The sequence below is a fragment of the Komagataeibacter europaeus genome, assembly GCF_002173515.1.
In the GTDB taxonomy this organism is placed as follows: Bacteria; Pseudomonadota; Alphaproteobacteria; order Acetobacterales; family Acetobacteraceae; genus Komagataeibacter; species Komagataeibacter europaeus.
On sequence record NZ_CP021467.1, the window covers coordinates 269,745 to 293,884 of the forward strand.

The 24,140-nt window shown below is 54.5% G+C and carries 18 protein-coding genes and 1 pseudogene; 11 read left to right on the forward strand and 8 right to left on the reverse strand.

Features of this window, described 5'->3' with window-relative positions; genetic code table 11:
• Positions 1 to 217 precede the first annotated feature (217 nt).
• Entirely contained in the window at positions 218 to 706 is a 489-nt protein-coding gene (locus S101446_RS01240; protein WP_244184341.1) for a hypothetical protein, read from the reverse strand.
• Between the two features lie 13 nt (positions 707 to 719).
• Here S101446_RS01240 and S101446_RS17935 point away from each other — a divergent pair.
• A pseudogene (locus S101446_RS17935) lies at positions 720 to 934 on the forward strand (cytochrome d ubiquinol oxidase subunit II); the annotation flags it as partial.
• Positions 935 to 1,166: 232 nt separating this feature from the next.
• A complete protein-coding gene (locus S101446_RS01250; protein ID WP_087607345.1) occupies positions 1,167 to 1,862 on the forward strand; it encodes a hypothetical protein in 696 nt (231 codons plus the stop codon).
• Positions 1,863 to 1,957: 95 nt separating this feature from the next.
• On the opposite strand, the gene nhaA is transcribed toward S101446_RS01250, so the two are convergent.
• Positions 1,958 to 3,169, reverse strand: coding sequence for a Na+/H+ antiporter NhaA (nhaA, locus tag S101446_RS01255; RefSeq protein WP_087607346.1), 1,212 nt, complete (start codon positions 3,167 to 3,169; stop codon positions 1,958 to 1,960).
• 85 nt (positions 3,170 to 3,254) lie between these two features.
• On the reverse strand, positions 3,255 to 4,001 hold the full coding sequence (locus S101446_RS01260; protein WP_048850616.1) for an acid phosphatase: 747 nt from the start codon (positions 3,999 to 4,001) through the stop codon (positions 3,255 to 3,257).
• A gap of 323 nt (positions 4,002 to 4,324) precedes the next feature.
• Between S101446_RS01260 and S101446_RS17940 the strand changes: the two genes are divergently transcribed.
• The 5 genes from S101446_RS17940 to S101446_RS01280 all read left to right on the forward strand — a co-directional run bounded on the left by S101446_RS17940 (position 4,325) and on the right by S101446_RS01280 (position 10,981).
• Complete coding sequence (locus tag S101446_RS17940; RefSeq protein WP_167376400.1) at positions 4,325 to 4,543, forward strand: hypothetical protein; 219 nt, start codon at positions 4,325 to 4,327, stop codon at positions 4,541 to 4,543.
• On the forward strand, positions 4,524 to 4,952 hold the full coding sequence (locus S101446_RS01265) for an RNA polymerase sigma factor (RefSeq protein WP_244184346.1): 429 nt from the start codon (positions 4,524 to 4,526) through the stop codon (positions 4,950 to 4,952). The genes S101446_RS17940 and S101446_RS01265 overlap by 20 nt, the downstream gene beginning before the upstream one ends.
• Positions 4,949 to 5,887: a FecR family protein gene (locus tag S101446_RS01270; protein WP_087607348.1), complete on the forward strand. Its 939-nt coding sequence runs from the start codon at positions 4,949 to 4,951 to the stop codon at positions 5,885 to 5,887. The genes S101446_RS01265 and S101446_RS01270 overlap by 4 nt, the downstream gene beginning before the upstream one ends.
• Positions 5,888 to 5,990: 103 nt before the next feature.
• Complete coding sequence (locus S101446_RS01275) at positions 5,991 to 7,589, forward strand: alkaline phosphatase D family protein (protein ID WP_087607349.1); 1,599 nt, start codon at positions 5,991 to 5,993, stop codon at positions 7,587 to 7,589.
• A gap of 482 nt (positions 7,590 to 8,071) precedes the next feature.
• Positions 8,072 to 10,981, forward strand: coding sequence for a TonB-dependent receptor (locus S101446_RS01280; protein WP_087607350.1), 2,910 nt, complete (start codon positions 8,072 to 8,074; stop codon positions 10,979 to 10,981).
• 210 nt (positions 10,982 to 11,191) lie between these two features.
• Here the strand turns inward: S101446_RS01280 and S101446_RS01285 are convergent, their stop codons facing one another.
• The gene (locus tag S101446_RS01285; protein ID WP_087607351.1) at positions 11,192 to 11,392 is read right to left on the reverse strand and encodes a DUF2905 domain-containing protein; all 201 of its coding nucleotides are present in this window, start codon (positions 11,390 to 11,392) and stop codon (positions 11,192 to 11,194) included.
• 281 nt (positions 11,393 to 11,673) lie between these two features.
• Positions 11,674 to 12,153 carry a CBS domain-containing protein gene (locus S101446_RS01290; protein ID WP_087607352.1) on the reverse strand — a complete coding sequence of 160 codons (480 nt, stop codon included), beginning with the start codon at positions 12,151 to 12,153 and terminating at the stop codon, positions 11,674 to 11,676.
• Between the two features lie 216 nt (positions 12,154 to 12,369).
• On the opposite strand from S101446_RS01290, the gene S101446_RS01295 reads away from it, so the two are divergent.
• The 3 genes from S101446_RS01295 to S101446_RS01305 all read left to right on the forward strand — a co-directional run bounded on the left by S101446_RS01295 (position 12,370) and on the right by S101446_RS01305 (position 15,992).
• Positions 12,370 to 13,020: a glutathione S-transferase gene (locus S101446_RS01295; protein ID WP_087607353.1), complete on the forward strand. Its 651-nt coding sequence runs from the start codon at positions 12,370 to 12,372 to the stop codon at positions 13,018 to 13,020.
• A 656-nt stretch (positions 13,021 to 13,676) separates the two neighbouring features.
• Positions 13,677 to 15,086 (forward strand): carbohydrate porin, encoded by a 1,410-nt coding sequence (locus tag S101446_RS01300; RefSeq protein ID WP_244184352.1) that lies wholly within the window; start codon positions 13,677 to 13,679, stop codon positions 15,084 to 15,086.
• Positions 15,087 to 15,212: 126 nt separating this feature from the next.
• A complete protein-coding gene (locus S101446_RS01305) occupies positions 15,213 to 15,992 on the forward strand; it encodes an acetoin reductase (protein ID WP_053323413.1) in 780 nt (259 codons plus the stop codon).
• A 512-nt stretch (positions 15,993 to 16,504) separates the two neighbouring features.
• Here S101446_RS01305 and S101446_RS01310 read toward each other — a convergent pair.
• A complete protein-coding gene (locus S101446_RS01310; RefSeq protein WP_087607355.1) occupies positions 16,505 to 17,611 on the reverse strand; it encodes a PepSY-associated TM helix domain-containing protein in 1,107 nt (368 codons plus the stop codon).
• 465 nt (positions 17,612 to 18,076) lie between these two features.
• Between S101446_RS01310 and S101446_RS01315 the strand changes: the two genes are divergently transcribed.
• Positions 18,077 to 19,351: an MFS transporter gene (locus S101446_RS01315; RefSeq protein WP_087607356.1), complete on the forward strand. Its 1,275-nt coding sequence runs from the start codon at positions 18,077 to 18,079 to the stop codon at positions 19,349 to 19,351.
• A 204-nt stretch (positions 19,352 to 19,555) separates the two neighbouring features.
• On the opposite strand, the gene S101446_RS01320 is transcribed toward S101446_RS01315, so the two are convergent.
• Both S101446_RS01320 and S101446_RS01325 read right to left on the reverse strand, forming a co-directional pair.
• Complete coding sequence (locus tag S101446_RS01320; RefSeq protein WP_408884627.1) at positions 19,556 to 21,589, reverse strand: phosphocholine-specific phospholipase C; 2,034 nt, start codon at positions 21,587 to 21,589, stop codon at positions 19,556 to 19,558.
• A 32-nt stretch (positions 21,590 to 21,621) separates the two neighbouring features.
• Positions 21,622 to 23,952 (reverse strand): TonB-dependent receptor, encoded by a 2,331-nt coding sequence (locus S101446_RS01325; protein WP_244184354.1) that lies wholly within the window; start codon positions 23,950 to 23,952, stop codon positions 21,622 to 21,624.
• Positions 23,953 to 24,140 lie beyond the last annotated feature (188 nt).

Consider the following 24,140-nt stretch of genomic DNA (forward strand, 5'->3'; position numbering starts at 1 on the left):
GGCATGATCCGTGAGTTTCCGAATCCCTGTCACTCCCGTTCCAGAATATTATGTCGATATCTGGAACATTTACCGGAATAATCTTTGTCGATAAATCTGGATGATTTTCAGGCAGGATATTTCTGATGCTTTTTGTTACATCATTCGGCCTTACATTTTCAGTGACACGACACAATGTGTAAAGGGTCGAATTAAAGGATATCATATTATGAAGCGTTCAATTCTTTTCGCACTGGCACTTGGCGCCTCCCTCCCGCTGGCGGCCCATGCCCAGTCCAGTGACTGGAACCAGGGCAGTGAACAGGGCGAACATGGTGGTCGTGGTGGTCACGGTCATCACGGTGGTCGCCATGGCGGGGGCGAAGGCAACCGTGGCGGCCAGGGTGGCGATCACCAGGGCGGTGGCGAGCAGAACGGTGGTCCGGGCGGCGATCGTGGCGAACGCGGCGGCGAAGGTCGCGGCGACCGGAACGGTGGCTTCGGTGGTCAGGGCAACCGTGGCGGCGACAGCCAGAATGGTGGCTGGGGTGAGCACGGCGGCAGTCGCGGTGGTGACCACAACGGTGGCTGGAACCAGAACAACGGCTCCAACTGATCCGCTGACTACCCAGAAGGCCCGGCATGTTGCCGGGCCTTTTTTATTATGGGCTGGTTTATTGGCGGCCATTTCATCGGGCGCTGTCTTGTCAACGGGATCTTCGCGCATGTCCGCAGGCTTCATGCCATGGCGGCAGGCCGGGCCAGACAACTGTAGTAATGGTGTGCTGTTCATCGGCCTGCGCGCCATGATCGGCATGGATAAGGGGTGGGCACGCTATTGCGCTTTGTCGGGCGCAATGATGGGGAACGGCGCATTGCGCTGAACATCATCGGTCCCCGCCGGGATGGCAATCAGGCCTTGTTCATCCCGGGGAGCGGGGCGATCATGCCTGCCGTCGTATAACGCTATTACCCAGCCGATGACATGAAGCACGGCATCCGGATATCCACGGGTGGCATGTCCTGTTTTTTACATGATTGTTATGGCCATATGGACCGGTTGGCAGTGCAGCCTTGAACCGGATCAGAAAAACGGGTTGTGTCAGTTGGCAGTACATATGCCATGCCAGACCGTCCGGATTGAATAACCCGATTGCGCTGTGCATGCCCCCTGCAAGGAGCCAGTCATGCATAATCTCGATTTCAGTTCATGGCATAGCCTTCTGGCCACAGCGATTGGGCTGTCCCTGATTACGTTGATTGGGGTGGGGATCCGGCTGCTTGTCATGGTTGTTGTCCAGCAACGGCGCGAACGGATGAACCGGCAGATCAACGAGCGCCTGCGCACCCTGATCGCCGCCTATCGCACGTTGGGCGGGTCCTTTACCGGTGATCTGGCTGTGGACCCACGGCACAGGCGGGAACTGCGTGTTATGGAAAATGGCGATATGCAGGCATCCGTCCGTCCGGATGAAGGAACGGATACGGCTGGATCTGACCGTGCCCGGCGTATTCGCGACGCCGTGGAGGCCGCGTTGTCGGATATCATCCTGCTGGGAACGGAGGAGCACGTCCGGCTGGCTGACCACGCGGCCCGCGAACTGGTGACCGGGCAGCGCGTGCATACGCATGATCTGGTTGTCTCCCTGCGGGATTTTATCCGTAAGGCGCTTGATCTGGAGCCCATTCCTTCCGACCTTTCCCTCCCGATGCAGGGACCGGCCCGCGCGCAGGCATCAGGGAACCGGGGGAAGGAAGAAGGCAAGAAAGAAGGGGCAGGGGGTAACGCCGGTGGAGGGGGCGGTGGCATGCAGGCAGGTGGCGATATGACTGTAACGGGTGAAAACCACATCGAGGGTCATGGCAACATATCGCAGCATTGATGGCATGACCTGGTTTATGAAAAATAATATTGCATGATGTGCTTATGATAAAGCTGCACCCTGTTTGAAAGATGCAGGGTCCGTGCTGTAGACCATTACAGTTTACCTCCAGGGGGGCATAAGACCGGATGGACGGATACAGGCAGGAAACGCAACCAGAGCCACCCGGCGATGGCTGCGATAACTGACCCCACGAATATCCCCATCTTGGCCAGGGCGACAGTATCCGATGCGGGAAATGCAAGACCGGCAATAAATATACTTATCGTAAAGCCAATGCCACAGAGCAATGAAAGCCCGAACAGTGTTTTCATGGATGTTCGTGACGGGAGTGTCGCGATTTTCAGGCGTGCAACCAGCATTGTCGTCCCGAAAACCCCGACCGGCTTGCCGATGAGCAGCCCGAGCATAATGCCAAGCGGAAGGGGTTCAAGCAGCATGCCGGCATTCAGGCCCGCAAGGGAAATCCCCGCATTCATGAAACCGAACAGCGGTAAAATCCCCCATGTTACGACAGGTCCCAGAACGCTGAGCGTGGTTTCCAGGGGCGTGGACCGTTTGATATCCCTGCCCGCTGATGTTGCAGGCAGGCACAATCCGGTCACGACCCCGGCCAGTGTGGGGTGCAGCCCTGAATTCAGCAATATGATCCACAGGAATACGCAACCGGCGGCATAGGGCCAGACAGTTCCTATACCTCCCCTGTTCATGCAGGCCAGCGCGGCGGCAATGATGAACGCGGCGACCAGGGCATCCGGGTAAAGGGCGGTCCCGTAAAACAGGGCAATGACGATAATCCCCAGTACATCATCGAAAATGGCCAGCGTCATCAGCCATGCCCTGGCAGCAGCCGAAACGCGTTGACCAAGCGCCATGATGATCGGCAGGGTAAATGCGGCATCTGTCGCCACGGGAATGGCCCAGCCACGTGAAATATCGGCATGGCCATGGGTGAGCAGAAGATAGGTCAGCGCGGGTACCATCATCCCGCCCACCGCACCGATCAGGGGAAGTGCGATCTGGCGGGGGGAGGAAAGATGCCCTGATATGACCTCCTTCCTGATTTCCAGGATCACTGTCACAAAAAACAGGGTCATCAGGCCGTCCGAGACCCATTCAGCACTATTGCGCGGCCCATGATCTCCCAGCGGGGAAAACTTCATCGGCCATGTTATCAATACTGCGTAATCTGTCCTCCATGGGGAATTTGCCATGGCAAGTCCCAGCACCGACGCCAGTAGCAGAATGGTGGCGCCACCGGCAGGGGACGCAAAAAGTCGACGGGCATGATGAAGGAGCACGGTCATGCATGTGTATTGCAGGAATTGAAATTCACGGGCAAGAAAAAGTCAGGCACCATGTCCATAGGTTAATGCATGGTGGAAATATCCTTTATAAAGGTGAATGGCGGGCAGCGTCCTGCTCCAAGGTACAGGTCTGCTTGCGTGGCCTGGCCGTATCATGCTGATGGGCCGCCAGTTCCATACGGGCCAGTTCCATGTCCGCACGAAAATCCGGGCTGCCGTGCATGGCGGCGACTTCCGCGGCGCCGAGCATATAGCCTGCCTGCACGTCACTTTCCCAATGCACGCCGCATATGATGCGGCTTTCACCAAAGACGCGGCCCCGCTGCAATATCCGTGTTGCCTGCTGGGGTAACAGTTCCGCCAGAACAAGTGCCGTACTCCAGCCCAGCATGGTGTGCCCCGACGGATAGGCACCGGATGTCGCAAGGTGCGCCCGGTCATTTTCCGTGCAGATGGGCTGTCCGTTTCCGACAAATGGACGCGCACGATGCCAGTAGGACTTGCTGTTACGCATGTCGGTTGTTTCAGATACATCCATCCTGTGTATCAGGGCGGTCAGATGTGGCATGTCGGCACTATTGATCGTAAATCCCGCCGCGCAGGAAAAGGCGCGTAACAGCGCATCTTCATGCAGATCGGCATCGGAGGTGGCCAACATCCAGCGTGGACTGCCCCTGAGCATGCGGGTTGAAGTGAATGCCTTGTCATCCACCATCTGTCGGGCCGTGCCCGGTTGGGGTGGTGGTGGCAGGTACGCCGTCGCATCCGGTTGCGTGGCCGGTGTGAAATACCCGGTTTCATCACCATTCGCGGAAAGGGGTTCAGCCGCCATGCCTGTACCCTGTAAAAGAGACAGGATGACGCAGAACAATTTTACATGATCCATGCATTTATGCAGGAAATGGTGTCCACCCCGCGTGGAATTGCCACGGGTTCCCGTGTTGCATATTCCTGCGATGGGGGAAGGGAACGGAAAGGGATGTCGCATTGCAGGCTCGTCTGAATGAATCACAGGGAAAGGCCGCCGGAACATTTCAGGAGTACAGGCGCAGTATAGATGTCATGACCGTGTCTGGTAATGAAAAAAGACGTGGATCATGTTGATGGCCGTCCTTCATCTGTCAGGTTTCCTGTCCGCAGGCATTAAAGGTAGTCATGACAGTTGGACAGGCGGAATATCGTTTTTCCCATTACCACAATGCAATCTTCATGAAACTGTCACATATTTTTCCTGATAGAATATTTTACACAGCAACGGTCTTTTTCGATGACCCAGAACGGGGTGAGGAAGCTGTTGACGGAAAATTGGTTACCACGTCGGCAGGATTGGTTACGCCTGTACCGCCGCGTACGTATGCTGACGCACAGACATGATGCGGAGGACCATCTGCAAAGTGCCTTCATGAATTATCTGGAACGGCCGGAAGGAAGCATCGAACATCCCGAAGCCTATATTACCCGCAGTGCAGTCAACCTGTCCCATAACGCGCGCAAGCGTGAACAGACCATCTGCACGGCGGCTGTCAGTTGGGATGACATGCTGGTTGATGTGCGTGATGCCACGCCTTCTCAGGAGGACGCCTATGAAAGCCGCCAGAAACTGGCGCATTTTCATGCGGGTTGCCAGCAGCTTCCGGAACGGACCCGTCAGGTCTTTTTATTTCACCGCGTAAGAAAAATGAAATACCGCGATATTGCAGGCCTGCTGGACATAAGTGAAAGCAGCGTGGAAAAACATATTGTCAAGGCGCTGACCTTTCTTTCGGCATGGATGGAGCAGTGAAGGATTCCACACACCGTTCCACCATCCGTCATGACGCGGCATGCTGGATTGCACGCCTGCATGCCGAAGACTGCACGGAACCTGAAAAACAGGCATTTCGATCCTGGCTTTCCATGGATCCGGACCATGCGGCCGAATTCCAGCATCTGACAGGGTTATGGGAATTGGGGGGCGGTGTGCCGCCTGCCTTGATTCCTGCCCCGCCTGCGGCAAGGAAACATGCTGCCGGGTTAAGCCGACGGCACATGCTGGCCTGTCTGGGGGCGGGCGGGTTGATGTTTTCCCCGTTGGGACGGCACGCGCAGGCGGCGCGGGTGCAGCAGACCGGGCCGGGGGAACTTGCGACCATTACCCTGGGCGGGCAGGCACGCTGCCTGCTGGATACCGATACCCGCCTTGTTTTTCTGCCTGATAGCCAATGCTGTCGCTTGGAAAAAGGTCAGGTGGTCCTGTCGACCGCAGGCTCCATTCCGCCGGTATGGCTGTTTGCGGGCAGTATCAACCTGCGGCTGCGACTTCATGCATCGGCTGATATCCGGATTGATTCCGACTGCGTTCATGTAACGGCAGTGCGGGACAGGGTGCTGGTGCATGATGGGGCCAGTACCCATCAGGGCAGGTGGCTGCAGCCCGGCCAACGGCTACGCTTTTTTAAAGATGGCCAGTTGCATGACGATTATCCGGATCTTGACGCCCTGCTCTCGTGGCAGGAAGGGCGACTGGTGTTCCGCAATCGTCCGTTGTGGGAAGTGATAGCCGAAATCAATCGCTATATGTCACGAAAGATCACGCTGGCTGCCCCGCTTGTGGCTGACAGGCGGTTGAGCGGTGTCTACTACATTGCCCGCGGCGACAGTTTTTTGCAGATGCTGGTGCACCTGTTTCCCGTTCGGCTGGTCAATGGCGCAGATGGACTGACAATCGCGCCAGTATGACATTTTTATGAAAACACGTCGGGAAGAATGAGGAAAGGCAGGGCCCCGTCTGTCTTTTATGGCGGTATGGTTCCGTCCCACGTGAAGAAGGATTTTTTTCATTATGGTATTTCTCAAGCGCAGGCATGTGCTGGCAGGACTTGGTGCCGGGCTGTTGCTGTCCGGTCGCATCAGGGCCCTGCATGCCGCAAACCCGCGTAATCTGGATGAAAAGCCCAGATTTGATACCTCTCCTTTTCAACTGGGCGTGGCATCAGGCGATCCGTCACCGGATGGTTTCGTAATCTGGACCCGACTGGCTCCCAGGCCCCTGTCGCTTGATGCAGGCATGACCCATAATCGTCCCATGCTGGTAAACTGGGAAATAGCGGAAGATGAGCATCTGTCGCACATCGTGCGCAAGGGGCAGGCATTGGCCCACCCTGAACTGGCGCATTCCGTCCATGTGGAGGTCACGGGCCTGAAACCGGATCGTCCGTACTGGTACCGCTTCCATATCGCCGGGTATGACAGCATGGTTGGACGCGGCCATACGTTTCCATTGCCTGGCGCATCACCTGCACGTGTAAGGTTCGCTGCGGCAGGCTGCCAGCATTATGAGGAAGGTTATTACACCGCGTGGCGCAATATTGCGAATGAACCAATTGATTTCGTCTTTCATTATGGTGATTACATATATGAAGGTGGCGACCGGAAAGACGGCATGCACAAGCTGAATGGCAGGCCGTTCAGGGCATTGCGCCGACATATCGGGCCTGAATGTTATTCGCTGGATGAATACCGGCGCCGTTATGCGCAGTACAAGACGGATCAGGACCTGCAGGCTGCCCACGCGGCTGCGCCATGGATTGTCACCCTGGATGACCACGAAGTAGACAATAACTGGGCTGGTGACAGCGATCAGGATGGCACGCCACCGGGCATATTCCGCCTGCGCCGTGAAGTTGCGATGCTGGCCTATTACGAACATATGCCGCTGCGCCTGACGTCCCTGCCTGATGGCAGCCATATGCAGGTTTATCGCAACCTGCGTTATGGTGATCTGATGAACACATTCGTGCTGGATACCCGCCAGTATCGTAGTGATCAGGTATATGGCGACCAGACCGCAGCACAGGGCGCGGATGTATGGTCGCCAGACCGCACGATGATGGGAGCGGAGCAGGAACGGTGGCTGTTTGACGGGCTGGGGCGTTCGGATACGAAATGGAACCTGCTGGCCCATCAGGTCATGATGATGAATCTGGCGCACCGCAAGTCCGGTCATGCCGAACTGGTTTACAGCATGGATCAATGGTCCGGCTACATGTACAGCCGCAAGCGGCTGCTGCAGTTTATCGAACAACACTGTCCGGGTAATGTCGTCAACGTGACAGGGGATGCGCACCGTCATTTTGCGGGCAACCTTGTTTATGACGCCAGTCATCCCGCGCCGGTATCGGTTGAATTCCTGGCGACATCGGTCTCATCCGGGTCGGACGGACTGGGGGATGATGACACCTTCAGCCGTTCCGTCCGTCGGGAAAACCCGCAGCTTATGGCAACAACGGACCAGCGGGGCTATGTCATATGCGATGTGGGCCGTGATGTCTGGCATGCAGACCTGAAGGTTCTTGATAAGGTAATGGAACGTGATGGCAGGCTGTCGACCTATGCCAGTTTTGCGGTGGAAAGGGGCAAGCCGGGCCTGCAGAAAGCCTGAAACGACAGGGCGGGCAGCCGCGGGGGCGAATGTATTTCCGCCTGTGGAAACGGTCCGCCCGTTCCCATTCACCATACCGCCACGCTGCTGTCTGATCTGGTCAAGATAGATCCCCGAATGCTGTTTTTATTATATGAATATGAAATATTATTGTAAAAATTTTCAGAAGATACCGATTTTTTTTGAAGCAGAGCGACGCGCAAAAAACTTTTGTTTATTCGATTTCAGACAGTTTCCAAGGGAATGGACGGCATTGTGGACAAATCTGCATATTCCATGCAGGACGGTTTGCAGGGAGGGTTTTCATTTCAGTAAATGTTTTTCCTGTATCCGCTGTCAGCATACATAGTCATATATTGTATTTGGTTCTGTGATATTTATGACAGTTTCATGAAACCTGTATCCCAGTAATGGGGAAGTCATTTTCCAAACTGTCTTCCTGTCATGACCGCTTTTAGCGTAGCCCGACAGGAACATGACATATGACAGCCCGCAGCCGGTGTAATTTTCGTTCTTTTCTGCTTCTGACCGCAGGGACGATTGGTGTTGGGACATCGGTCCCGTGTGGTAACGCGAACGCGACACCTGTCCATATTGCCAGCCAGCCCATGGCCCAGGCGCTGGAAATGCTGGGACGGCAGACAGGTGAAAATATTGTTTTTACTCCGCAGCAGGTTGCCAACCTGAAAGCGCCTGCCGTGAATGGGGACCTGTCGCCTACAGAAGCCGTGAGACGCCTGTTGGGGCAGAGTGGACTGACGGTTGAAAGTGTGCCGAATGGTGGCTTTATCATTCATGCGGCCTCCCCGGTGGCCAGAGGATCCGGGCATAAGACCGCGGCACCGGATCATGCCCGCAAGGACGGTGTCAATGACATTGAAAGAATGTTCGTGACAGGACACCGGAAGAGCCAGAGTGAAAAACGGACATCAAATATCATAATGGATTCGGTGGCTTACGATCCGTTTGAAAATCTGGGTGGGGTCTCGTCCGTGGCCCAGTCGGTCATCCAGTTACCCGGTGTCACGGCTATTACAGATGGTGATGAACCGCGTTATGTCAGTGTGCGCGGGATCAGTCCCGACCTGAACCATACGACAATGGATGGGGTGACCATTGCCTCCATTGGTGAAAGCGGGGCTGGGGGAACCCGGCGTGTCAATCTGCAGGATATTCCATCTGAAATGACATCGCGCACCAATGTGTACAAAAGCTTTACCGCCGAACAGGACGGTGATGCCATCGGCGGCGTGATCGACATGATTCCCATGAGTGCCTTTGACCACAAGGGACTTTACAAATACCTCGATGCCTATGGCATATGGTCCAGCAAACGCGGTGGCGTGGGCGCCAATGGCCTGAGCGGATATTCGCCCCATATGGGTGAAGGGGCCAAAGGTACATTTTCCGATACGTTCGGAAAAAATAATGAATTCGGTATCGTTCTGTCCATGCGCTATCAGAATCGCGCGCGTAATACGACCAAGAACTGGCAGAGTTATTATTATGATAACCCCGATGGAGGCAGTGACAGCACGCCAGACAGTTCGTGGAATGGTCATGTCAGGCCCAGCCAGTATTCCACGGGCGAATATGCCAATGACGTTACAAATATCGGCGGATCAGGCAAGCTGGAATGGAAGCCCACGGACAAGAACATTTACATGTCGCTTATGGGATGGTCCTACGCGCGGTGGGAACATTCCGTCATGGACAAGGAAGATTATAACCTGAAAGATACGGTAACGAGTGAAGACGGGATGAATATCCCGGTCAACAGCATGTATGTGCGGCGCAGGCAGAATGAATGGCACCGTCAGAACAGTGGTATCATAGGCCATATTGACTGGCACAGGGATAAACATAGCGTGCTGTTGCGTGCAGGCTATACAATGGAAGACTATAGTGACTATCAGCCCTATATAGCCGCGCGGGCTTACCCAAAGGGGATGACTGCAAATTATACCGGATATCCGAATGGTGAATACATGTGGCAGCAGGGTAGCATGTCAAACCCCGCTGCAGCACAGACATCGACCTGGAATCTGTACAATGATGGTTCGTACCAGACCTGGGAAAAAGCATCGGAGCGCATACCTACCGTTCGTCTGGATTATGGCTGGAACACCGGAAAAAGTGCCAGTGGCTTTGGTGTAATGAGTGGTTTCCAGTGGCGCGAACTGACGCTTGACCATAATGAAGAGCAGACTTATTACGACAGCAAGGCAGATTTCAGCAGCCAGATGCTACAGACCAGTCATATACCCTGGCTCAATACGTATTCCGAGACATTCATTGGTCCGAATGGTTATACTTTTCCATGGTCGAAATTGACGGTAGACCAGAAAAAATCGGCTTATAATAGTGGAATCGCCAATTACAAATACCGCGAAAACATATTCGATGGTTATGTCTCGCTGCATTATGCATGGAAAAACACCGTCCTGATCGCAGGCGTTCGGGCGGACGCCACCAATTATGCGGGCTGGACACCACAGATCAACAGTGCGGCCCAGACTGTTTCGTCAGGTTATACAAAGCAGCCGGGTTCGTATATCAACCCGCTTCCTTCATTCGATGCCGTGCATCATTTTCCGCATGATGTCACTGTTCATGCTTCCTACAGCCAATCCCTGGGGCGGCCCGCGCCGGGGCAGATTGCCATGGCCGCATCAGAAAGTTGTGGCGATGACGACGCGGGTGGCGCCGACTGTACTTTGACCATGGGGAATGCCCATCTGAAGCCACGGCATTCTCATAATTTTGATATTTCGGTCGATAAATGGTTCAACCGCGGTAATGGCATGGTCAGTTTGGCGTTTTTCAGTAAATGGATCAAGGACGATATTATAACCAGCCGCAGCCTTTATAGCCAGAATGGTGCAAATTACGAAGTCATAACCCCAATGAATGCGAATTCGGCTGGGGTAAGGGGAATTGAATTCAATATAATGAATAGAAACCTGCATGTTTTCAGTCAGATACTGGACCTGCAGGCCAATGTGACATGGCTGCAGGGGCACGAGAGTTATTCAGCTGGCACCACGACATACCGGTATAACGCAATGATCGATCAGCCCGGATTTATTGCGAACGGTATGCTGACATGGCATATACCGCAAATCAAAGGCGCGCTGCGCACGACAGTCAATTATTCTGGAAAATATTATACATCCTTTGGCGCAACGCCTGGCGCATCAGATGGGTTCGGGAAATTCCTGACCTTCAATCTCGGCTTCTGGCATCAGGTTTATCCGGGTATTACCCTGAAATACGAAGTAATGAATCTGGCAAATTACCAGCCTACCTATATGACAGGGGATCATCTGCAATATGCAGATGAACGGGATAATTATGGACGTGCGGTCTATTTCCATGTGGTTTTCAATTAAGAATAATATCTGACGGGCTGGCAATATCGGGTCATCCATACGGAATTGATGCACCAGTCAGGACTGTTGCAGGATAAAAACCGCGTCTGTCATGTTCCGAATGGTAATTGTCAGCCGTCCACCCACCATGCGCCTGCCCGTCATTTATAGGTCAGGTCCTAATGTTATATAATAACCAAATTTCATTTTCTGTTTTTTGGAATTACTATTTTATCGTCTGACAATCCAGGCAATGAAAGAAAATATTATACTGGCAAGCACGCAGGTTGTAATGGGAAGATAGAAAGTGAAATTCTGTCTCTGTATCAGGATATCGCCCGGCAGCCTGCCAAGTGGCAGGCGCGAAAGCAGAGGCCAGCACAGACCTGCAAAAAGAAGGATCAATCCGGTGGCAATCAGAGTGCGGGGCATAAAAGGTTATCCGTAACCTGGTCAGTCAATCTATCTATGTGTTACAAGATGGATATGGTCCCGTTGGAATACAACCCGATACGATGTCTTTTACACGTCAGGACATGGTCATGATCCCGAAAACAAGGACCATATACCAGTAAGACATGCGGAAGGGCCGCGTTCTGTTGACCCCTATGGTACGGAACAGCGCAGGGGACGGATGATCATGATGTCTGGCATATGGTAAATCTGTTCAGGAAACCATCATTGCCTGTTGTAAGGAAGGCATGGGATAAAGTTCAGCTTTTCTTTTCCCCGTATTGTATGGGAGGCGTGCCAGCAGGAGACTGAACAGCAGTATGGCCGCTGCCTATTATATATTCATGCAGTTCCTGTGCTTCCTGTTCCGTATTTTCGGCACGCAGTTTGATAATATCTCCCTCACTGAGCAGTCCCGCCAGTTTCCCCTTTTCCAGAACGGGTATGTGTCGGCTGCGGGAATACGTCATGCGGCAGGCAATATCATGAATACTGTCATCTGGCGTTGCGGTCGGCATGTCTCTTGTCATGATGTTTCTTGCAGTCAGGATCGCAAGATCCGGACCGCGCTGGGATAGCGCATGGACAATCATTTTTTCCGATATAAGACCGACCAATTGTTCATCAGGACCAACAACAGGTGCCCCACCAATATTATGTCGCGCCAGTGTGGTCGTGACGTTCAGAAGGGCAGCGCTGACCGTCAGCGGAATTGTGGATGTTGTTCGTAAAACCGATATGGTTTTGACCGACGTGCTGACTCAACCGATTGCAAGGATCGTCCATGTGGGAGACGCTGCCAGTTGTTCAGACGCGATAGGATGGGAGAAGTTGCGGTCTGGGCATGGAGGTTTTTTCCAGATGCGGCACCGTGTGTTACAGGACGTGTTCTTGCCGGTCTGTATTGTGTGTCTGTATGATGTAAACGGGGACGAAAGGCTGTCAACAGGAACGAAATGATCGCAAGACCCGTACTTTATAATTTTCGTCGCTGTCCTTATGCCATGCGGGCGCGCCTTGCCCTGCTTTCGAGTGGTGTGGAATGTGAAATCCGGGAAGTCAAACTGGCAGCCAAGCCTGTCGGTATGCTGCGTGCATCACCGAAGGGAACCGTGCCTGTCCTTATCCTGCCAGATCATACGGTTATTGATGAAAGTCTGGATATCATGCGTTGGGCATTGGGACTGCATGATCCACAGCGCTGGCTGGCCCATATCCGGCATGACCTGATTGCACAGAATGACGGTCCCTTCAAATATCATCTGGACCGTTATAAATATGCCAGTCGCTATCAATCCGATCCTGGTTATCACAGGGCTGAAGCCCTTAAGATTCTGGCAAACATTGATAAAGTACTGCAAACGGGATTTTTTATGCATGGGGACTGTCCTGGCCTGACCGATGCCGCCATCGCGCCATTTGTGCGCCAGTTCGCCGCAACCGATCCGGAATGGTTTGCCAGCGTTCCCCTGCCACGATTACAGCAATGGTTGCAGGCATTCCTGACTTCACCGTTATTTGGTCGCGCCATGTGTCGTCTTTCCCCGTGGCAGGAAGGTGATGCCCCGGTGTTGCTTCATCAGGATTACACAAATATCGACGCGTAGACACGCAACCTGAAGCAGGCGATATCCGTTATGGGGCGCAGGCGACGTTGCACATTTCATGAGATGGGAATTTAGATACAGAAATCCATGCTCCATGTAACAGGCATGTCCGGATTATATGTCTGTGACGGATGCATGTCTGAATATATTTTTTATTGTATTGATGAATCACGTTATAATGGAAAAGTGCATAATAGCCCCGCATGCCGTTAAATAGATAATAAAAAATAAAGGCGACTGAAATGACGAAAAACCGATTTTTTACGTAAAAAATAATAAATAAATCCATGGATGGAACAGGAACATATTGTCCGTTGTCCGGATCAACAGGCAACGGATGATCTGCGCAATCATCTATCCTGATTATCGGTGGATATCGCCCGTTTTCCAGGTAGCGCGACATTGATTTCCGTGAGGTCTAGGGTATGCACGTTCCTCATGAATGGTTTTTATTATCATTTTTCCATCATTGCTTTGACAGGATCGGCAGGGCATACCGCCAGGCAGGAATGGTATTCCTGCTTCTGATGGGCCTGTGTTCAGCCATGGATCTGTCATATGTATTGCCAGCCAGGGCTGCGGATCAGGATGCGGATCAAATATCAACAGTAAAAAATACACAGCAATCTGAACAGCCCGCGTGGTTGCGCAGGATATTGGGCACACAGGCTGTAAAAACAAAACTGCCGGAAGTTTCCAATCCCACGCCCTATGGCGAAACACAGCCGACGACGCCCTTTTATGAAACAATCCCCGGCTTCCTGCGCGCGCCTTACGGTCCTCCCTCATTCGGTCCACCCTATGGCACCACGCATATGCTAGGCGACTGGGGCGGTATCCAGCCCTGGTTGCAAAAACGCGGGCTGTATGTTGCGCTGGATGTCTATGAAGACCTCGCGGGCAACGTGATGGGTGGTAAAAAACGCGATTATAGCGTTGCGGGGCAGGTCGGGACCACGCTGGACGTTGACTGGGACACGGTGCTCCATTCACGTCCATGGACGAAGGACCTATGGCTGCACATGCTTGTGGTCAACGGGCATGGCCGTAACCTGAGCCGGTTGTTTGGTGACAACAGCAATCAGGTGCAGCAGATTTACGGTAGCCGTGGTAATGTAATTGCGCATCTTGTCTGGGCATATTTTGAAAAAGCATGGTTCGACCGTAGAGTGGACCTGTCCGTGGGCTGGATCCCGACCGGTGTGTTTTTCCAGAACTCACCATGGGTCTGTAACTTCATGAATGTGTGGCTGTGCGGGGGAGAGGCGCCAACCAAATTCCTGCGCGGTGGCCGTGGCTGGCCTTCGGGTAATATTGGCGGCATCCTGCGTGTCATGCCCATGAAGGAACTGTATGTCATGGGGGGACTGTTTGCTGTTTCGCCCCATAATTACAATGGGGGTATTTCTGGCTGGTCATGGGCGCAGGATGGACTGGGCAAGCTATCGACACAGGTTGAAATTGGCTGGCTTCCCGCCTTTGGGCGCAGCCATCTGGCCGGGCATTACAAACTGGGCGTGATGTACGATAATTCGCGGTATGATGACCTGTATGAAGATATCCATGGAGATCCGTGGGTATTGACCGGCCTGCCTGCCCGCAGGCAGAGCGGACAGACATCCGTATGGGTCATAGCTGACCAGATGCTGGTCCGTCGTGGTCCGGGGGAGATGAACGGGTTGATCCTGGGTGGCTATTATGCCTATGCATCTGGCCAGACTTCACAGATCAAGCATAGTTTCATGGCTGTCCTTATGGATACGGGCGCATTATGGCATCGCCCGCTTGATAGCGTGGGTATTGCTTTCCTGTGGGCCGGTTTCAGCCGTTCCGCCATCCTGTCGCAGGAAGCTGCGGCGACCCATGGCCTTGCCCTGCCGGGAGCAAATTTTGGCATACCATACGGTATTCAGGGCCATGAGACGATTTATGAAGCATATTATGGTTTCCATATAATCGAAGGCCTGTCGATCAAGCCGGATTTCCAGTACGTCAATCATGTTGGTGGCACCACGGTATTCAGGGACGCCGTAGTATTCAGCACCGCCATGAACGTTGCGTTCTGAAATGGATGTATTCCGTATAATTACGGTAAAGAATATGTTTTCTTAAATCTTTTTCCCAAGCCGGGTGTTTTCTTGGTGCCCCGCCATATCCCGTGGTGTGGGAATAAAAAAGAAAGATCACTATTCATGTCTCTCGTTGGCAAAGTTGCTGTTGTTACGGGCGCTGCACAGGGTATTGGGCGTGGTATCGCGCTACGCCTGGCGCATGATGGGGCAGATCTGGTACTGGTGGATATCAATCAGGACCGACTGGCTGATGTACGGGCGGAAATACTGGCACTTGACCGCAGGGTCATCACGCTGGCAGCCGATATCAGTGCGCGCGATCAGGTTTTTTCCATGATTGACCGGACGGTGGCGCAACTGGGTGGTATTGACATCATGGTCAATAATGCAGGGGTGGCGCAGGTCAGGCCACTGCTGGATGTAACAGGGGAGGATATGAACCGTATCTTCCAGATCAATGTCAACGGTACGTTATGGGGTATGCAGGCTGCGGCGCAGGCATTCAGGAAACTGGCCCGGAAGGGAAAGATCATTAATGCCTGCTCCATTGCCGGGCATGAGGGTTATGCCTTCCTAGGGGTCTATTCCGCCACGAAATTTGCGGTCAGGGGATTGACGCAGGCGGCAGCAAAGGAATTTGCCCCTTATGGTATTACCGTGAACGCTTATTGTCCCGGTGTGGTCGGAACCGATATGTGGGTAGACATAGACCGGCGTATGGCGGAAGCAACCGGTGCGGAAATAGGTGCAACCTATCGAAAATATGTCAGTGGGATCGCCCTTGGCCGTGCGGAAACTCCAGATGACGTCGCAGCCTTTGTCGCATGGCTTGCCAGTGCGGATTCAGATTACATGACGGGACAATCGGTGTTGATCGATGGGGGAATGGTATTCCGCTGACCTTGCAGGGCATTTTGCCTACAGATGTAAGAGCAGGCTTGTGTGCAGGTCTGGCAGAACTGTCAGGCATGATATTATGGCACATAATAAAATTAACAGGTCATTGATCCGCCTGTAGCGGCGGGAACGATACATATGACAGATTGCAGGAGGATGGTTTGCTACGCAGGATATCGACTGATGGCAGGACAGCCTGTAGGCAGGAAGGTCGGGATTATCAACGGTTCATGCAGACCGTCCTGGCTTCGTTATATGTTTGATGCCCGCCTGACATGGCGTGAATCACTTAAGGAAGGTTCCGCATAGGCAGCGCCTTGGGACCTGTTCGAAAAGGCCGCCTTTGCCACATCGTGCAAATTATTTTGGTGAAAACTTTTATTTATCAATGTGTTGTTTTCAGATAATCGCTTGAAACCGGTAACATTTCCTGACGATGGCTCAAAACGGGCTCTGCGGCCTGTTTTGTCGCCATCATGGCTTGATTGTCGCGATGATGATGCAGGGATTAAGCATTATGATCCGCTTTCGCGTCGTGCCGCGTTGCGACGCCGTATGGTCCACATGACCATGCCCGAGCACGTCAGCACGACAAGCGCCAGACCACTGGCCCCCACGGCGGTTTTCCATATGACGGCCATGGGGGCAGGGGCGGCAAGTCTTGCTTCATGAAGCATGTGCAGCCACTGGAAAATCCATTCTCCCTGCCGTTGCTGTCCCGGGTCGTGGCTTATGTGCATGCGGCCTGCATGCGCATCGTATTGAATGGTGGCCGGGTGGTTGGCGCCATAGGCAGGCAGGATTACCTCAAGCGACTGTTGTGCCGGGCGATCCCCCAGTTGGACCGACAGCAGGGCCGCTTCCGGCATCTGGCTTTTCAGCATGGCCAGCGCCCTGTCCAGTCCCTGTTCCCCCATGGAAGAGGTAGGGGGCATATGGTCATGATGGCTATGTTCGTGGGGCGCGGGACGGCTGATGCCAAACAGGGGGCGTGAAAAGGGAAACGCCAGTACGGACCCGCTCAGCGCCAGGAACAGCAGCAGGAACGAAAACCAGAATCCTGAACTGACATGTACTTCCCGCCACAGGCGCAGGCCACGTGCACGTGGTGCGATCATGATGGTCTTGCGCCATTTCCCCGTTTTCCACAGGGCAGGATGGGGCCACCATATGACCAGTCCCGTAAGGGCCATGGCGCTCAGCATTATGCCCATTATGCCCGTTGCTGTCTGTCCATACGGTAGAAGGAACAGGTCAGCATGAAGATTATGCATGAAACGGATATATGATGGTACGGTGTATGTACTGATAACTGACGGATTATAGGGGTTAACGAAAACCTCAAATGTCGGATGCCGTTCCCCCACCGGCCCGTATGTAACCATGGCGCTGTCCCCGGACCAGCGTGCCGGGTTGAAACGCAGCGGGATCATGCCCGGCAGGGCATGGGGGCGGGACGCGGCGATTATGGCTTCGGCCCCCGCCTGCATGCCGGTAGCCGTGACATGGGGACGTTGTGGCAATAGCAGCGGAATGACGATCAGCAATGTTCCGCTCAGTCCCTGCAGGACCATGGGAAGCATAAGGAGAAGTCCCATCCAGCGATGGATTTTACGAAACACGCTGCCTGTTTTCCTGCATGTCTATATCAAGCCGCAATGTTATCATGACATGGTGATGATGACCAACTGTTGACCCTTTGGATGGAAGTAAAGAAAGGTATCATTTCGGCCCGCATGCACTGCATGCGAATCAGATCGCATGATGTTGATCATAGTATGAATCCTCAACGGCAACATGAATTCAAATGTGTAGAAATACGCAAGGACTGCAATAATATAATGTAAAAATAGTATTCATTTATTTTTTAATAATAATTATATGGCCGTGGCAGCATTGTAAGCTGACTGACGGGTGCAGTCATTTTGTAATTCGTTTGTAACGACACGGTAAAAAATTTACATATCCACGTTTGTATATACACAAAATGCAATATTGATAAAATCAGAAAATATGTTCGCCGTAACGAAACGATTCCGTTATGAATGGGATGGTCTGGACAAAACTGAAGGTTAACAGGAGGATTTGTGAACAACGGTCCCGGTCATGCGCGCCGCGCAGCACTTTCGGCTTTTGTCGGAACCTCGCTCGAATTTTATGATTATTACGTCTATGCACTGGCATCCGCGCTGGTGCTCGGGCATGTATTCTTTCCTGGTGAAAAAACGACCGTTTCCGATATTGCATCTTTCGGCACGCTGGCGGCAGGGTTCGTTGCCCGTCCCCTGGCCGGGACCATATTCGGCATTCTGGGGGACCGCTGGGGACGCAAGCGGATACTGACACTGACAGTGGCGGCAATGGGCATGGCCACCATGGGGGTGGGCCTGCTGCCCGGCTATGCGTCCATCGGAATATGGGCACCCGTCCTGCTGGTGGCGCTGCGTATTGTGCAGGGCATATCGGTCGGGGGCGAATGGGGCGGTGCCGTGCTTATGGCCAGTGAACATGCGGCAGCGGGCAGCAAGACATTCGCAGCCTCCTTCGCCCAGCTTGGCAGCCCGGCCGGTATGCTGCTGGCATTGCTGACCTTTCGCATGGCCAATGCCTTTGGGCTGGAAACGTTTCTGGCCTGGACGTGGCGTATTCCGTTCCTGTTGGGCGGCGGCATTGCGCTGGGCTGTTACATGTTGCGACGACAATTGCAGGAAACCCCTGAATTCCTTGCCCAGGCTGCAAATGTGGAAGCGCCGCCGCCTTCATCCCTGCGTAACCTGTCGGGAGAGTGGATGAAGATCGTTTATGCCGGTGCCGCTGCCGTTATCGGGACGGCAGGTTTTTTCTTCATGAACACGTTCCTGCTCAGTTATGCGACGCGTTATGAACATATTGACCGCGAAACCATCCTGAATGCCCTGTTCATTGCCACTTTCCTGCAACTTGTTTCCCAACCGCTGGCGGCATGGACCGGCGAACGTGTGGGGGAAACGCGCTTCCTGCTGGCTATGGCCACGGCCTGTGTTTTTCTGCCTTATCCCATGTTCCTGCTGTTGCGAACCCATGATATCTGGCTGATTTCTCTGGGCATTTCGGTGACCATTATGGCCCTGTCCGCCTTTTATGCCGTTGTGGCGGGGTATATGGCGGCGGCATTTCGGCCTGCGATCCGTTATACCGCCATTTCCATTGCCTATCAGACCAGTTCTTCGCTGATTTCCGGTTTCACGCCGCTGATTGGCACGCTCATCGCAGCGCATTATGCAGGACAATGGCTACCGTTGGCTGTTTTTTTCTCTCTCCTTGCGGTTATATCCATCGTGGGCGTCATTGGACTGGCGCGCATGAAGACTGCAGGGCATTAAAAAGACTGTTTGAGAACAGACCGTTCATAAGTAATCAGGCAGCGGTGGTCGGGCATAAAAGCATGAAAATGCCTGTGCCACCCCTTATGCCCGGCTTTTTCATCCGGTCATGCCCATAAACCGCGTGACCCCGCCAGCGCCTGCCGCCGGGCTGATGCCAGCCGCGGTACTGGTAGCCGGCAACGGTGCGATGGCTCAGGACTGTCATGCGCCGGTCTGGCCCATGTGGGGGTCCGTGCGGCTTGGCCGGCCATTTTCGATATGTCCCGCGAACTGGACCAGATCGCGTGCATGGTCCGGGTCGTGGATGGTCAAATCATACCAGTGATCGGACCCGGCGATCGGCCATACGGTCTCGACTGTCCTATCGGGGGGCAGTTCAGTCTCGCGGGTGGTGTGGGCGTAGGCATCCTCGACCCGGACCGTGCGGGATGTATGGCCATGGTTATGCAGCGACAGCACGACCACATCACGGGCCGGGTCAAAACGCAGTGTCGTGGCCGGCAGGCTCTTGCCCTGGAACTGACGGAAAAAACCGTTGGGTCCATGGACTGTCACGGGTTGGCTGCCATGGGCCGTCACCGTTATGGTCATGTCGGATCCGGCGCCCAGCGTATAATGACGTGTTACCTTGCCATCACGGATACGCAGTACCGCCCCCTGGCTGCCTTCATTCGCAATATGAAGATGGCCTGGCGCAATCAGGTCCGCGTGCAGGCGATAAGGCAGGGCACGGGCCGGGCGCTGGCCGGTTTCCTGCTGCGGCAGGGTCTGCTGGACGGGAATGGTGGGTTTGGGCAGCATGCATGACTGGCGCGTTTCAGCCAGGTAGGTATCAGTCCGGGGCAGGCGTGCGGCCCAACGGCGATCCGTCTGTGCGAAATCGAAAATGGACGTCATGTCCCCGCACACGGCCCGCCGCCATGGGGTGATGTTGGGAGCTTCCACACCAAAGCGTGTCTCAAGAAAGCGCAGGACGGATGTATGGTCGAATACCTGTGAATTGACCCATCCGCCCTTGGTCCATGGTGAAACCACGATCGCGGGCACGCGTGGCCCCAGACCCACCGGGACGGTATGATAGGCTTCGCCATCGGTCACGACCGTGCTGCCGCCATGGCGTGGGTCCAGTGCGGGGACAGGCGGGGGAACGTGGTCAAAGAAACCATCATTTTCGTCGTAATTCAGAATAAAGACCGTCTTGGCCCATACATCGGGATGACGCACGAACACATCCATCAACTGGGAAATCAGGTGTTCCCCATAGCCCGGCGGGGCATTGGGGTGTTCCGACAGGGCGGCGGGCGGCACGATCCATGAAACCTGCGGTAGCCTGCCGTGCGCAACGTCGTCTTCAAAGGCAGCGACCAGATAGCGGCCTTCGGTGTCATGCATGCCGGAAGCGGTTGACCCCGGCACGATCATGCGGGCGCGCTGGTATTCCCATGACCGGGGATCAAGATTGCGGAACTGCGCAAAGGACGCCAGGGGATTATCGCCAAAATTGTCATATTCCTGATAAACCCGCCACGATACGCCCGCCGCCTGCAGTTTTTCGGGATAGGTGGCCCAGCGGAACGGTGTGAAATCGGCCCGGTCATGCGCCATGTCCGCCGACCAGTTGCCATCATCGACATTCCGTATGGCCTGTACTCCGTCATTGCCGACCGCCAGGCCGTTCGTGCCGGTGAACAGGAACAGGCGGTTGGGGTTGGTCGGCCCGAAAATGGAGGCATGATAGGCATCGCAGACCGTAAAGGCATCGGCCAGCGCGTAATAATACGGGATTTCCGTACGGGTGAAATGGCCCATGGTCATGGGTGTCTTGTGCGGCACCCATGTATCCCACTCATTCCATGCCGTCTGCGTACCCTTCCAGCTATGGTCAAGGCTGGCGATGCAGGCACTGGAAGTATGCGCGGTATTGAACAGGAAGGGCATGACATGGCCGCCCTTCCCATCCGGTTGGGCAAAGACACTGCTGCCATCAGGCAGTTTTTCGGCGCGGGGGTCGCCATACCCCCGCACGCCCTGCAGGCAGCCGAAGTAATGATCGAACGATCTGTTCTCCTGCATCAGGATGACCACATGCTCCACGTCCTGTATCGTGCCGGTCACCCTGTTGGGGGCGACTGCAAGGGCCCGTTTCAGGTTTTCAGGCAGTGCCGCGCCGATAGCGGCGGCAGCGCTGAATTTTAGGAACTGGCGACGGTTGGCGATATCGGACATGGTGGTCATCCTCGGGCTGATGGCAGGGCTGACGGGGGGTATCAGAAAAAGTGCTTGCGCAGGGTAAAGAACACCATGCGCGGCGCACCCGCCTGCAACGTCTGCAGGCTGCCCGTGGGGTCGCTGACCGCAAAGCCCGTGCTGCCGACCGTTGCAACGTAGCGCTTGTCGAACAGGTTGGTCACGTTGATCTGCGCATCCAGGCCATGCAGCGCCCAGTTATGGCTGTGGAAGCGGTAGCCGACGTTCAGGTTGAAGATGTCGTTCGGCTTGATCCACTGGTCGTTGGTGTAGGTATAGGTCCGGCGGCCCTGGTACTGCATGCCGATATTGCCCCAGATCGTGCCGTCATCATAACTGATCTGGACGTTGGCCAGGTTACGCGGCATGCCAACCACGCTCTTGCCGCGGGTGGCGTAGGTGATGCCGCCAGTCGTCAGGTTGTCGTCATAGACGGACTGGTTGTAGGCGTAGGACACATACAGCGACCAGTTATCCGTAAAGCGATAGTTGAAAGCCGTATCAATGCCACGTGCGGTCACGCCACCGACATTGGTGAGGATACTGGCGTAGCCCTGAACGTTCGTGCCGCTGGATACTGGCGAGATGGATGCCAGCCGGTCCTCGAATTCGATGTAGTAACCGGTAATGGACGCCTGAATGCGCCGGTTATGGAAGCGGTAGCCAATTTCCTCGCTGTAGGACATTTCCGGATGCAGCGTTTTCTTGGATGCGGCATAGGCTGCGGATGTCATTGCAAACGGACTGGTGGCACCCGTGGTCGAGTTGTCAAAGGCTGCCATGTTGCGGGCAAAGTCGGCAAAGATTTCATTATGGCGGTTGATGCGGTAGTTGGCGCCAAGCTGTGGCAGGAAGCCATTGGCTGAAGTAATGGAACCCGATGCATATGTATTGGCCACCGGCGTGCCCATGTAGTTGCCTTCCAGCTGACGCCCCCGGTTGTCAACAACCAGCGATTTGAAACCGTAATTAAGTTTCAGGGCCGGGGTGATCTGCCATGTATCCTGAATATGGAACTGGTAGGTCTTGGTGTTGAAGGCGCTCTGCCACTGGGTTTCAAACGGGTTGTTGCGGAACCAGTGGACGGAACTGCCGGTATATTTGTCGGCGCTGAGCGGATAGAAACGGCGCGCCTGTTCAAAATCATTGTTTTCAAACCAGAAGCCGCCTTCGATCGTGTGGTGACCGATCTCATAGGACAGGCTGCCGATGAAGCCTTCGCGGTGAATGTCATATTCCGTGGTACGGACGGAAAGGGGCGATCCACCCAGGGATGCCGGCGTTGCCGTATATGGCGTGGCATAAATGCCTTCACCCGTATTGGTATGACCGTAAACGGTCGCGAAGCCCTTCAGGTGGTCGGTAAGATGGAAGTCGAACTTGCCATAGCCCATTACGTCCTGACGGAGACCGGCGGAATTGTAATAGGACTGATCCTGATTGGCGATGCCCGCGGGGAAGGGCTTGCCGGTCTGGTAAGCCGTGGCGATCTGCTTGGCCAGTCCATAGTTGTTGGTGATGTTGTCGACGTTATAGCCTTTGGTCTGGATCATCTGCAGCGAGAGATCCTGATAATCGTTTTCCGCGCGCTGGCTGTAATCACCGAACAGGGTCAGCTTGACCTTGTCACCCAGCGGCTGGATGAACTTGGCGTTGGCCTGCTGCTGCTGCTGGATGCCGTCGCCCTTCCACTTGTTGGCATCCTGATAGTCATAGGAAACGTAAAGCCGTCCGCCACCGGGCAGGGTGCCGGAGTTAATGCGCCCGAATGTGCGCCATGTGCCGTATGACCCCACGGTACCCGCTACATCAACGCCAAATTTCTTGGTCGGGTCAATGGATGTGAATTCCAGCGCGCCGCCAAGGTCGTTTGAGGCCGCAACCCCGACCGCACCCGCGCCCTGGGCCAGTGTTGCCGGACCATTGTTTTCCGTCTGCAATGCACGGCCGATCGAAAGGCCATTGTCATTGCCGTAAGCAAGGTTGCCCAGCGGGATGCCGTCCATGGTGAAGCCAAGACGGCTCTGATCAAACCCGCGGATGATGATCTGCTGTGACCATTCATACGATCCCAGGGGGTCGGACGATGTGAACATGACGCCCGGCAGCTTGGACAGCGTCTTGAGCGGGCTGGTGCCGGGGGCGACTTCCTGCAGGGCAAGGTGAGACAGCGACTGTGTTTCGCGCGCGGCCCCCGCGCCCAGGACAATGATTGATTCCGCCTTGGTGGCGGTTACGGAACCAGCACTGGCGTTCGCCGTGGCTTTGCCGCGCTGGTCCGTCTGTTTGGTTGCGGGCTGCTTCTGTGCCGTGCCGGCTGCATGGGCGTTATTGAAAAACAAAGAACTCATGCATGTTGTGAGAAGAAGAAACGTGTTCTTTTTCATGCAGCGTGATCCCTCATGACAAGGCCCCGATCGGTGGTGGTTGGATGACGCGGCACACCCTATGTTTCGGGTTTCATGGTGTCTCGTGATGTTTTTATGACACTACAGTTACAGTATTATTAAACATATATTTGTCTATGGCGTATGAGTAA